We start from the raw sequence: 12,709 nt of genomic DNA, 5'->3' as shown, positions 1-12,709 counted from the left end.
CTCCGTCCGCCTGAGGGGTCATGGCTTCCCAGCTTAGAGGAGGAGGCAGAGAAAAGCCCCCGAAAACGGGGGCTGGAAAGCCGGTAAGTCCGGCATATGGACGGCTGCTCGGAACTCAGCACTCCCTCCGGGCGGAGGAAGAAGGCAAGGCCGCCAGAGCCCTGGGCTCATGGAAGCCGGCGGCATGGAACCGGTCCGCTATCGTCTGGGCCATGCCACGCCCCTTGCCGGCATCGACCAGGGCGATGATGGAACCACCGAATCCACCCCCGGTCATCCTGGCACCATAGGCACCCTCGGCCCGGGCCACATCCACAGCCAGGTCAAGTTCCGGTGAGGTGACCTGGTAATCGTCACGCAGGGAGTCATGCGAGGCGTTGAAGAGGCGCCCCGCCTCCTGCACATCACCCCTGCCGAAGGCCTCTATGAACCGATCGACCCGTTCTATCTCGGTGATGACGTGCCGGACCCGGTGCCTGGTGACCTCATCCGGGAGCCTCTCCAGGACTTCGTGAAGGGCGGTGTCCGAATCCTCGGAGGCCTTGACCTCATCGGCCACCTGACGCAGGTTGTCTACACCCAGGATTCGGGCCGCCTCTTCACAAGTGGTGCGACGCTGTTCGTATTGCCCGTCGTTCAGCTGGTGCTGGGCCTGTGTATCGACCACCAGCAATTCCAGGCCCCTGGCCTCCAAATCGAAGGGGACCTGGGTCACGTTTTCCAGGGCGGACAGTTCCGGTCGGCAGTCCAGCCGCAGGGCCTTTCCTGCCTGGCAACGCATGGAGGCGCTCTGGTCCATACCGCCGGTCGAGGCACCGGCCATGTCGTTCTCGGCCCTGACGGCGGCCTCTATCAGCGCCACCCTGCCCTGGTCGCTCCCGCCCAGCCCCAGACCGAAGAGATCGTCCAGGGCCAGGGCGGTCGAGCAGGTCATGGCGGCCGATGAACTCAGCCCCGAACCGACCGGTACGCAGGAGGCCAGGGCCATGTCAAACCCGCCCACCTGGTCGTATCCGGCCTGGCGCAAGGCCCAGGCAACACCCACCGGATAGGATGCCCAACCGGTGACGCCCCGGGCCTGGAGACCGTCCAGATCGACCTGCACTTGGTCATCAGGGGCCATGGAGGAAACCAGGCGGACCCGATGGTCCTGTCGCGGTTTCAGGGCCACGAAGGTCCGATGGGGCAGGGCTATGGGCAGGCAGAGTCCGGCATTGTAATCGGTATGCTCACCAATCAGATTGACCCGGCCGGGAGCGCTCCAGACCCCGGCGGGCTCCTGGCCGTAGACCCGGCTGAAGAGCGATACCACCCCTTCCGTTCCTTGACCGGTCTCTCCCCCGCTCCATGCCTCCATAAACCGTACTTGACTCATGATGCTCCTTTGAACCTTCGTTGTACTGGGTCGCCCGGTGGTTTGGACACCGTTGGCGGACCGGCCCCGACCCAATCACGGTCGGCACCGTCCACCCTGACTCGCGTACGCCTACTCCCCTATGTCCACCGGGCCGAGCTGGCGGAAACGCTGGGCGATCAGCTCGGGGGTGGTATCGGAGACCCAGGCGGCCATACCGGACTCTGAACCGGCAAGATACTTGATTTTATCCACAGCTCTCCTGAAAGAGAAGAACTGCAGGTTCAGACGATAGGCCTCACGCCGCCTGTCATGCAGGGGCGCCTGGTGCCACGCCGCAATGTAAGGGAGGTCCATCCCCCGCCCGTCACCCTTGTCGAAGAAGGCATTGCCGCGCTTCAGGAGGGTGGAGTACATCTGCGCCAGCCCCCAGCGCTCCTCGTCATTGAGCTGGTCCAGGGTCAGGATTCCGTCGCGGACCGGGGCCATATGGACTTCCAGGGGCCAACGGGCCGCGGCAGGCACATAGGCCACCCAGGTGGCATTGCGGAAGACCACCCGCTCACCGGCCCGGATCTCTCCTTGCAGAATGTCACCCAGGAGATTCCCACCGGTCCGCTCGTGGTAGTCATGGCACTGCCGCAACTCCTGCTCCATCTTCGGTGCAATGAAGGGGTAGCAGTAGATCTGCCCATGGGGATGGGCCAAAGAAACGCCGATTTCCTGACCGTGGTTTTCGAAGGGGAATATCTGCTCAATGCCATCCATGGCCGAAATCTCGGCGGTGCGGAAGGCCCAGGCCTCCACGACCGTCCGCAGGCGGCTCACCGGCAGGCTGGCCGGGAGGGCGTGCTCATCCGGGTCGAAACAGACCACTTCACAGCGGCCGGAGGCCTCACGTACGGGCCAGAGCGGGTTCCCATCGACAAACCGATTCAGGCCGCCGGCAGGAGTATCGCCCGGCACCTGCATCATCGAGGGGAAGCGGTTCTCGAAAACCACCACATCGTAATCAACGTCGGGAATCTCCCCATCCTGATAGGGGTCTCCCGGCCTCCTGGCCGCCAGGGGATTACCCTGCGCCGTGGCCTTGGGGCCCGCAGTGATGGGCCGGTTCATCCGAGCCGTGGCCATGGGTATCCAATCGCCGGTCAGGGGGTCACGGCGCATCTGCGGAGGTTGGAAGAGAACCTCATCACCGTGGGCATCCAGGTGCGGCGCGAACCTGTCGGGCAGGTCACGGGGATCATCCAGCCGCCTGGTCCTCTTTCCGGAGACATACTCCGGATCATCATCCATATAGAAGAACCGCCGGCCGTCGGCCAGTGTTGTCGGGGTGATGCGGATGTGCTCGGATGCGTAGGCTCCGGGCACATAGCGCCGGGGAACAAACTGCTCAGACTTCATTGTCTCGAATCCACCTTCCTTGGTTATCGATAGAACGGAAATTCCTGAATTGACCGCGCGTGGAGGTCACACCCCTCCATCCGCGTCACTCCAGATCAGGGGCATCCGGCAGCCCCTCGGGTTGAGGGCCACGATCGCCCTGGCTCGTAGGAACCAGTACGAGTTCCTTGACCAATCCCCTGGTGGCCTCGGCGGAGTGCCGGTCCAGCTCGTCGTCCGTGATGACCGTGTCGACCTGATCGAACCCGGCGAAAAGGGAGAGGGATGTGCAACTCCACTTGGTATGGTCGGTCAAAATGATGGTCCTGTCGGCGATGTCCATCAGGGCCATGTCCGTGGCCGCTTCCAGGGAATTGGGCATCAGGAAGCCACGGGGTATGGATACCGAGTGGGTACCCAGAAAGACCGTATTGACCCTCAGGGAGGAGACGACCTTATCGGCGATGGGACCGACCAGGGAATTGGAACGGGTGATGACCCCGCCCGTGACGATGACCTCGACGTCCTTGCTCTCCATGGCCTGGACCAGTTCAGCCACCGGGATGGAGTTCGTCAGAATGGTGACCCCGGCACAACGCCTGCTCTCCAGGAGGTGCTGGGCGAAGACGTAGGCGGTGGTCCCTCCCCCGATGGCAATCACATCGCCCGGCGAGACATAGTCGATGGCCTTGCGGGCTATGGTGTCCTTAAGCCCCATGTCCATCTGGGACTTGACCGAAAAGAGGGGCTCCGCCAAAAGTGAGCTGGTTGTCACCGCACCACCGTGGACCCTCTTGAGCAGGCCCTTATCGGCCAGATCCGCAATGTCCCGCCGTATGGTCATGGCCGAGACACCCAGCTCCTTGGACAGGGCCGTGATGCGAACGGCACCACGGGTACGTAGCCGGTTCAGAATCAAATGTTGGCGCTGTGACGATATCATTCGCACATTATCGCACACATTCGCCCAAAAATTCAAATCGGTTTTTTATCTATTGTCGCCACTTACCCGCCGAATACAACAACAGCCAAACTATATAAGCTTGGTCCCGCAACCGTTCAATCCCGCCACTGTGAACCCGGTCTGCATTTCAGTAGTTCCTCGCCCTGTCGCCACAAAGAGGTTGAAATGCGACCAATACGGTCGCGGGTAGAAGTGAACACCGCTTACGAAAAACATCCCAAAATGTAACTTTCTTCCGCGGAGTCCGCGACCATGATGCATCCCCGGCAGCTATCGGACGGGCCGACCCAGAAACCTGCCCCAGCCCCATCTGGTCACCTGGACCACGGCCTCAAGGACAATCCCGGTGTCCATCTTGGACCGCCCCCGTATCCGTTCCACGAAGACGATGGGAACCTCGTGGACCCGGCCACCGCCGGCCACGATCCGGCGCAGCATATCGATCTGGAAGACGTACCCGCTGGAGTGCAGCCGGTCCAGGTCGATTTTCCCAAGGGCCTCGGCCCGATAAGCCCTCAGACCGGCGGTCATGTCACGGACCGGTAGCCCCAGGGCCATCCTGGCATACCAGGAACCCAAGCGGGAAATCAGATCGCGGTACCAAGGCCAATTGCGGGTACTTCCACCAGGGACCCTACGCGAACCGATGACCAGATCGACTTCGGGATGACCCTCTGCATACTGCAGAACCCTGGCCATGTCCTGGGGCCGATGCGATCCGTCCATATCCATCTCGCAGATACGCCTGTACCCTCGTTCCAGGGCCCATCGGAACCCGGCCACATAGGCCGGCCCCAGCCCTTGCCGCACATCTCGATGCAGCACCGACACGCGTGCATCCTCCAGGGCCATGGCATCGGCAATCCTACCGGTCCCATCCGGCGATCCATCATCCACCACCAGCACATGGACCTCCGGGCAGACTCTCAGAAGGGCCTCAAGGGTGGTCCTGATATTCTGCGCCTCCTGATAGGTCGGCATGACCACCAGAGTCCCCAGGCCCTGGTCATTCAGCACTGCTCTGCTCATCTGCCTTCAGCCCCTGCCAAGGCGGTACTCTCAGCGATTGGTCCCGTAGGCCCCGCGCCGATACGGGTCAGGGTAAGGAATGTCCGCCTTGTCCATGCCCAGTTTGTGGGCGGCCCTGAGCGGCCAGTAAGGGTCGCGCAGACCGGCCCGCCCAATCTCCACCGCGTCGGCCTGACCCTTGCGGATAATCTTGTCGGCCTGCTTGGCCTTGGTGATCAACCCCACGGCCGTGGTCGGAATCAGGGCCTTGCTGCGCACCTGGAAAGAGAATGGCACCTGGTAATTTGGGCCGGCGGGAATGGTGACCCCCGGAACGATGCCACCTGTCGACACGTCAATCAGGTCCACCCCATGTTCCTTCAGCACCTTGGCCGTTTTGACCGTCTCCTCCAGACCCCAGCCGCCGTCGGCCCAGTCAGTGGCCGAAATTCGTACCAGAAGGGGCATTCCGGCCGGAATCACCTCACGTACGGCATCGGTGACCTCAATCAGGGCCCGCATCCTGCCGGACAGCCTGCCACCGTATTCGTCCTTCCGGTGGTTGGTCAGCGGGTCCAGGAACTCGGAGAGCAGGTACCCATGGGCGGCGTGAATCTCGATCCCCTCGAACCCCGCCTTGACGGCCCGCATGGCGGCCGAGCGGAAATCGGCCACGATTGTGGATACCTCCATCCTCGACAGTTCGGCAGGGGTGTCCATGTCCCCATAAGCGATGGGGCTTGGCGCCAGGGGCTGCCAGCCCCCTTCGGAGGCCGGGACGGTGGCGTTGATGTGACCGGTGGGCGTACACCCTGACGACCCCTTGCGCCCGGAGTGGTTGAGCTGAATGAAGGGCTGGGCACCGGCGGCCTTGATGTCGGTGACGATTCCCTGCCAGGCACTGGCCTGCCTATCGTTCCAGATGCCCAAATCACAGGGCGAGATACGTCCCTGGGGGTTGACCGCGGTGGCCTCGGCTATGACCACACCAAAACCACCCAGGGCCCTGGAGACGTAATGCTGGTAGTGGAAGTTGGTGGGAATGCCATCCTGGTTCACGCAGGAGTAGGTGTCCATCGGGGGCAGCCAGGCCCGGTTGCGAATCTGCAGGTCACGCAACTGCATGGGCTCGAAAAGGTCGGGCAACTGACTATTCACCTTCACCCTCCCCTTCTCGCCTTTCAGTGGGTTTCCCCCATTCGCGTTGCCATGACCCATACGGCCCCTGCCTCTCTGTGACCTTGCGGGGACCAGCCGCGAGAAACCGCAATTTCACTTGCTCAACCCGTTGCCGCCCCGCCACGATGACCACTCGTGTGAGCTTCCCTATATCGCCATTTTAGGCACGAGGTCCAGATGGAAGCCTACTGGTCCTGCGACTGGGCAGGAGCAACAGGTTGTTGCTCCGCTTGTTGTTGCTGTTGAGCCTGCTGCTCGGCCTGCTGGCGGGCACGCTGCTGTTCTTCCTCCTGTGCCCGTCGCTGCGCCTCTTCCTGCGCCCGCCGCCGGGCCTCCTCCTGCTCCTGTTGCTGCTGGCTCTCGGTCTTGCCCTGCATGGCCACTGCGCGGGTGAACTTGGGATCGGGATTGCCATAATCGTTGTCAGGCGCGATGTTGGCGGCGGCCAGATAGGTGTTCATGAACTCCTTCCAGGCCGGGGTGGCGATATACATGCCGAACCAGGTCCCCATGGACCTGCCGTTGATGGTCTTGCCACTGAAGGAAACCTGCCCCTCGGCGTTGCCCACGGTCACGAAGGCGGCCACCTGGGGCACGAATCCGCCGGTGGTCATGTACTTGTCCTCATGCGTGCCCGTCTTGGCGAAGGTCTTGCGCCCGCCGTCCAGCTGGGTTGTGGCCGCCTCGCCGCCCGGCTGGACCACACCCTGGTTCATGGCGTAGGCCACGGTCTCGGCGATGCCCGGCTCGATGGCCTGATGGCAGTTGGCCTTGGGCACCTTCAGGTTCTTGTTGTTCTTATCGACCACCTTTGTCATGGCTATCGGAGTGCAGGCAGTGCCCTTGGCCGCCAGGGTGGCATAGACATTGGCCATGGTCAGGGGTGATGCCTGAACGGAACCGATGGTCATGGGCAGCTGGAACGAGTTGGGCGAGTGGATGTCCATCTGGTCCCTGGGAGAATTGTGGTATCCCAGGTCCTTGGCCGTGTCGGCGATGGAGCAGAGCCCGATCTGCTGAGCCATGGACGCCTGGGTGGTGTTGTGGGACCGGACCAGACCCTGGAGCGGGGTCTCCGGCGAGGTGGTGCCGCCGCCAGAGTTCTCTACGTGCCAGTTGCCGCTGCCGAACCCATAGGAGGTCCCGTCGGGCTCCTGGCAGCTGAAGGTGGACTGGTTGTAGTTGGTCATGGTCCGCAGGGGCTCGTTGATCGACCTGCCCTCTTTCATCCAGGCAGCCATGTTGATGGGCTTCCATGTGGATCCGACGGGGAAGCCCCAACCGCCGCCATCCACCTGGTCTACGGCGTAGTTGATGGCCGTACGGGTACCACCACCTGAATTCTGAGTGGCGTCGTAGATCCTGTTGATTCCGAAGCCCAGAACCTCACCGGTGCCTGGCCTGATGGCCGCCATGGTGACCTCGAAGCCACTGGGATCGTCAACGGGAATCGTGTCACGCGCCGCCTGCATGGCCGCCGCATTGGCGTCCACATCCATGGTGGTGTAGATATCGAGACCGCCCTCCTTCAGGAGTTTATTGCGGTCCTCCTGGGTCTTTCCGAACTCCTTGGAGTTGAGTATCTGCTTGGTTACGTAATCGCAGAAGAAGGCGGCATCCCCGGCAGCCTGGCAACCCGCGTCGACGCTCTGCACATGGAGCATCTCCTCAAGGGGTTTGGACCTGGCCTGGTCATGCTGCTCCCGATCGATGTAGTGTTCCTGGAGCATCAGGTCAAGGACGATGTTGCGTTGCTCCTGGGAGGCATTGATGTCCACCGTGGGGTCGAATCTGGCCGGGTTCTTGGTCACGGCCGCGATGGTGGCCGCCTCACCTGGGTCCAGGTTCTTGGCGGACTTATTGAAGTAGCGTCGAGCGGCAGTTTCCACCCCGTACACGTTGGTGCCGAACTGGGCGATGTTCAGGTACCCCTGGAGAATCTCGGGCTTGGAGTACTTCTTCTCCATCTGCACGGCGATCAGCATCTCCCGCATCTTGCGGGCGATTGTCTCCTCCTGGGCGTGGTACTCGGCGATGGGGTCGTTGTTCTCCTCAGCCTGGTTCATGAGCATGTTCTTGACATACTGCTGGGTCAGCGTGGACCCTCCCTGGGTATCGCCCTGCTTGATATACGTCTGGATGAAGGCCCTGAGAACGCCCTGGGTATCCACGCCTGAGTGCTCGAAGAAGCGGCGGTCCTCCCGGGCCACGACGGCCTTCTGCATATAGCCCGAAACGTTCTTGATCGGCACCACTATCCTGTTCTGGGCATAGAAGGTGGCGATGACCGTGTGCCCGTCAGAGGCGTAGAGCCTGGACTGCTGGGGCAGGTCATTCACGTTGAAGTCGATGTTCTCGGTCTTCAGAGCCGGCATCATGTTCGTGGCGGCCGCATTCACGCCGAGAACGGCCGGAAAAAGAAACCCTGAGACCACCACACCACCTGCCACGCAGAACAGGAGGTAGGCCAAAAGCAGGGTGAAGAAGCGGCGTACAGTCATGGACTTCTTTTTTTCGGGCATGAAATCCATAGTAGAGCCTCGGCTCTACCGACATGAAAAATCATGTCGACTTGTTCATGGGGTCCCTACATGCGCGAGCGCCGAATCAGGGCGCCGGGCTGGAAGATGATGATGGTACGGCCGCGTCGAGAGATCCAACCCCTGTTCGAGAAGTCCATCAAGGCCTTGTTGACGGTCTCCCTGGAGGCCCCCACCAACTGGGCCAGCTCTTCCTGGGTGAGGTCGTGAGGCACCATCAGCCCCTGCTCGAAGGGCTCACCGAAGCGGGTGGCCAGGTTGAGGAGTGTCTTGGCCAGGCGGGCCGGGACGTCCATGAAGACCAGGTCAGATATCCGCTCGTTGTTGGTCCGTAGGCGGTTGGCCAAAACCTGGAGCATGTCCACGGCCACCTTGGGATGCTGATTGAGCCAATCGAAGAGCGCATCGTGGTCCAGGGCGGCCACCTTGGTCCGGTTGACCATGACCACCGCCGAGGCCGTCCGGGGGCCACCTGTCGGGTCGAAGACCGGAATCTCACCAAGAATCTCGCCACGTCCGTGGATGCTGAGGAGCTGGATACGCCTGTCGACCGACTGCCTCACCAGCTTGACCCTGCCCTCCTCGACCAGGTACATGCGATGGTCCGTATCACCCTGGCGGAAGATGGTGGAACCCTTGGAGAAGGTGTACTCACTCAGGCTGTCGAGAAGCTGGTCGACCTCGTCCTGCGGCACCTGCTTGAACAGAGCGGTCTGCCTCAGGGCATTCCCTTCCTCGGGAATCTCATTGGGCTTGTGGACCGCCATACTTCACTCCTTCTTGCACCACCGGGCAAGTCGTCATCGACCTCGCACCTGGACGGACGCTGGCAATGGGTACACCTGACTGGCTGTCAATGATTATAGACACACTCATTCGATGACTCCTGTCCAACCAGGTCGGAGGTATCGTTCCTCGGCAAGTCGGTCGGCTCTCTCCTCCGGGCCACGGCCAGGCTCCCCCGTCCTCACGCTTCCCGCCAGGGTTGGGAGGGTCCGCAGGATTCCATTGACCAGGGCCGTGCGGCCCAGACCGGTCTGCCTCCCAATCGGATCCACCCGGCTTTTGGCCGATTGCACGGCCTTGTCGCTGATTTTTTCCTGGGAGGTGTTCAGAATCCGAACCATCAGTTCGGCATCAATCGAGTATGAGAGGGTCACATGGTGGAGGAGCCCGCCCGGACCACCTCCCCTACCCGGGAAACGACGCTGGGAGGCGCCACCCATCTTGCCCCTGGGTGAGGCGATGTCGTTGAGTCCCTCCCAGCCGGCCTCGATTCCCTGGGCGCGTAATGCGCGAATCAGCCAGAGGTCGCATAGGCGGTAGGACCGAATCGGATCCAGACCGCGTACGAACGAGGCGGGCACATACAGGGAGTATGTGATGACCCTGTCAGGCTCGACGAACATGGCACCTCCGCCCGTGCAGCGCCTGACCACGGTGAATCCAGACTTCCTGGCCCGGTCCGGATGGACCTCGTTGGCAAGGGATTGGAAACGTCCCAGCACCACGGCAGGGGCCGACCACTGCCAGATGCGGAGGGTGGGAGGTTGCGTGCCATCTGCCACGGACTCGGCCAGGGCCTGGTCCATCGCCATCTGCATGGCCGGGTCTCGCGGACGATCCTTGACGACGGTCAGGTCCAGTTCCGCCCATCGTCTCAGTGCTTCATCCAAACCGGTATCCGCTTCACCGGCTTCACAGCCTCGACTGCCGGAATCGGTATCGGTCAAGCTCCCCTCAGTCGCGGCGGCCATGTCGGCATTCCCGCTTCGGACCTGCTCGGGTGGAAGGGCCCTGGTCATGGCCGTGACCAGGGAAGGCGAGGATATGCCCAGGATCCGTTCGGCATCGTACCTATCCATGACCGCATTGAGGGTGGTCCTTGCACAGTCGGGATCCAGGGGCAGCCGCATCTTCATCATGGCGGACTCCAGGGCGGTCAGAAGCCCATCAGAGCTCCGACCATCCGAACGGTAATCGATGAAGAAGTCACCGTCGATCCTGCAGGAATCCAGACAAGGACGCCCGTCGGACGTCCGTCCAAGCTGCAGGGCGACCGCCACCAGTTTCCCGCCGGGCTCCTTGCACTCCCCCCGAAGGACAGACGGCATTAATCAGTCAGCTCCTGTCCGTAGCCGTCACGATGCCATTTTGATCCGGGCGAGGAAACCAGAATCAGTATTCCCTCAATCAGGCTCCAGACGCTGGAGATGAACGGACCGAGGAAGAAGAAGAAAAACCCGATCAGGGTAATCATGAGCTGCGCCATACCCTTGCCTGTATGACCGAGGTAGAAGTTCCCTACACCGAAGACGCCGAGGAAGATGCTGAGCAGGCCGGCGGCCAAGCGTGAGTGGCGAGCGGGATTGGCCAGGGGTGGAACCGGCCGCACATGGGTCGGAGGGGCGTACCCGGGATTGGCAGGTGCCTGGTAGGCCGGAGCATATCCGGTTCCGTACTGTTGATTCTGCTGATAATACTGCTGCGCGCCGTACTGCTGTTGGGCCGGATATTGCTGACCGGCATAAGGCTGTGCTGCGTATTGCTGGGCAGGATATTGCTGAGCCGGGTACTGCTGAGTTGCATACGGTTGAGCCGGATCCGACCAGGGCTGGTTGGACTGTCCGTATGGTTGCGAGCCATACGAACGGCCATCATAAGCCTGTGCGCCGCTGGATTGCGTCGGATACGCCCCGGTTCCATACGGCTGCCCTTCACCAGGCTGCGCACCATAGGCCGTAGAGCCATAAGGCTGGCCGGTATAAGACTGCGCCGGGGCCGACTGCGGCCCGGAGGCCGGCACACCGTAGGACTGGGCCGTGGTCGCACCTGCCTGATTGCCCTGTGAGGGGAAAGCAGGGGTTGCACCCTGCCCCATACTCACATCAGGCCGGCTGGAGGGTTGATCGCCATACGGTTGCCCATATGAAGGAGTGACGGTCGTTTCACTCAAGGACGGCTGCGGCTCCACCGGCATCTGCATGAATTGCTGGCTCGTTTGGCCATCCTGCGGGTACTGGGAGGAGGGCGACGAGTTTGAATCGGGCGAAGACTGGGGGATCTGCGCCCCAGCAGGATTCGGTCCCTCCTGTCCGTCGGTGCCTGACCAACCGGTCCTGGCCTGGGGGTCATCGTCTGCGAATTGCCGATAATCGTCCATAGTCATGTTCTCAAGAGTAGACCAGAGTCCCTAAAAGCCCTGCAAGGGGCGAAATGACTCACAATCTGCCCAGGATGTCCTTTCCGATCCGGCTGGTGGAGCGGCTTGTTGCCCCCAGCTCTGCGATGTCGTCCTCAACGGCCTTGTTGATTCTGTCCGCTTCCTGGTCGAAGCCCAGATGGTCAAGCAGCATCGCGGCCGACAGGATAGCGGCCGTGGGGTTGGCGATCCCCTTGCCGGCAATGTCGGGAGCGGACCCGTGGATGGGTTCGAACATGGACGGGTAGGTGTTGCTGGCGTTGATGCAGCCCGAGGCGGAGTAGCCCACGCCGCCCACCACGGCTCCGGCCTCGTCCGTAAGGATGTCGCCGAAGAGGTTGTCGGTCACAATCACGTCGAAACGGCTCGGCTCGGTCACCAGGAAGATGGTCGAGGCATCGACGTGCAGGTACTCACGCTCCACCTCGGGGTACTCCTCCCCCACCTGGTCAACCAGGCGTTGCCACATGTCACCGGCATTGGTCAGAACGTTCTTCTTGTGGACCAGGGTCAACTTCCTGCGCCGCTTCATGGCCAGCTTGTAGGCATAACGGACGACCCTCTCCGCCCCGAAAGCGGTGTTGATCGAAACCTCGGTGGCCACCTCCTGGGGGGTGCCGCGGCGGACGGAACCGCCGGCGCCGGCATAAAGGCCCTCCGTCCCCTCGCGAACCACGACGAAGTCGATGTCGCCAGGATCGGCCAGGGGCGAGACCACACCCTTGTACAACTTGGAAGGACGCAGATTCACATACTGATCGAGTTCAAACCGCATCTTGAGCAGAAGACCCCGCTCCAGGATGCCCGCCTTGATCCGGGGATCACCGATGGCCCCCAGGAGTATGGCATCCTGCTGCTTGAGCCTCTCCAGCTCCTCGTCCGGCAGGATGGCCCCGTCACGCAGGTAGCGCTCGGCACCAAGGTCGAAATCAACATATTCGAAGTTCGCCCGCCCCTCGGTCACCTTCTCCAGAACCGCCTGGGCCTCGGGGACGATCTCCTTGCCGATGCCGTCTCCTGGAATGACGGCAATGTGATAGGTCTGTTTCTTCGTATCGCTCATATTCCGAGCATAG

Annotated in this window: 10 protein-coding genes; all 10 read right to left on the bottom strand. The window is 62.0% G+C overall.

Annotated features, from left to right (window positions below; genetic code table 11):
* Positions 1-115: 115 nt before the first annotated feature.
* Positions 116-1,375: a galactokinase gene (gene galK / locus H3V08_RS01000; RefSeq protein ID WP_198181310.1), complete on the bottom strand. Its 1,260-nt coding sequence runs from the start codon at positions 1,373-1,375 to the stop codon at positions 116-118.
* A gap of 111 nt (positions 1,376-1,486) precedes the next feature.
* Positions 1,487-2,761 carry a galactose-1-phosphate uridylyltransferase gene (gene galT / locus H3V08_RS00995; protein WP_198181309.1) on the bottom strand — a complete coding sequence of 425 codons (1,275 nt, stop codon included), beginning with the start codon at positions 2,759-2,761 and terminating at the stop codon, positions 1,487-1,489.
* 85 nt (positions 2,762-2,846) lie between these two features.
* Positions 2,847-3,701, bottom strand: coding sequence for a DeoR/GlpR family DNA-binding transcription regulator (locus H3V08_RS00990; RefSeq protein WP_273400417.1), 855 nt, complete (start codon positions 3,699-3,701; stop codon positions 2,847-2,849).
* Between the two features lie 273 nt (positions 3,702-3,974).
* Positions 3,975-4,733 (bottom strand): polyprenol monophosphomannose synthase, encoded by a 759-nt coding sequence (locus H3V08_RS00985; protein ID WP_232340034.1) that lies wholly within the window; start codon positions 4,731-4,733, stop codon positions 3,975-3,977.
* Between the two features lie 30 nt (positions 4,734-4,763).
* Positions 4,764-5,930: an NADH:flavin oxidoreductase/NADH oxidase gene (locus H3V08_RS00980; protein ID WP_198181308.1), complete on the bottom strand. Its 1,167-nt coding sequence runs from the start codon at positions 5,928-5,930 to the stop codon at positions 4,764-4,766.
* Positions 5,931-6,076: 146 nt separating this feature from the next.
* Positions 6,077-8,413, bottom strand: a complete 2,337-nt coding sequence (locus H3V08_RS00975; RefSeq protein ID WP_198181307.1) for a transglycosylase domain-containing protein — start codon at positions 8,411-8,413, stop codon at positions 6,077-6,079.
* Positions 8,414-8,478: 65 nt separating this feature from the next.
* Positions 8,479-9,198 (bottom strand): Crp/Fnr family transcriptional regulator, encoded by a 720-nt coding sequence (locus H3V08_RS00970; RefSeq protein WP_033491569.1) that lies wholly within the window; start codon positions 9,196-9,198, stop codon positions 8,479-8,481.
* A gap of 105 nt (positions 9,199-9,303) precedes the next feature.
* Positions 9,304-10,545: a lipoate--protein ligase family protein gene (locus tag H3V08_RS00965; protein ID WP_198181306.1), complete on the bottom strand. Its 1,242-nt coding sequence runs from the start codon at positions 10,543-10,545 to the stop codon at positions 9,304-9,306.
* On the bottom strand, positions 10,545-11,600 hold the full coding sequence (locus H3V08_RS00960; RefSeq protein ID WP_198181305.1) for a TM2 domain-containing protein: 1,056 nt from the start codon (positions 11,598-11,600) through the stop codon (positions 10,545-10,547). Before H3V08_RS00960 ends, H3V08_RS00965 begins: the two co-directional genes overlap by 1 nt.
* Before the next feature lie 52 nt (positions 11,601-11,652).
* Complete coding sequence (locus tag H3V08_RS00955) at positions 11,653-12,696, bottom strand: 3-isopropylmalate dehydrogenase (protein ID WP_033491568.1); 1,044 nt, start codon at positions 12,694-12,696, stop codon at positions 11,653-11,655.
* Between the last annotated feature and the right edge of the window lie 13 nt (positions 12,697-12,709).

The organism is Bifidobacterium sp. M0307 (assembly GCF_016100445.1).
Taxonomy (GTDB): Bacteria; Actinomycetota; Actinomycetes; order Actinomycetales; family Bifidobacteriaceae; genus Bombiscardovia; species Bombiscardovia coryneformis.
This window is presented reverse-complemented; position numbering and strand designations above follow the sequence as displayed.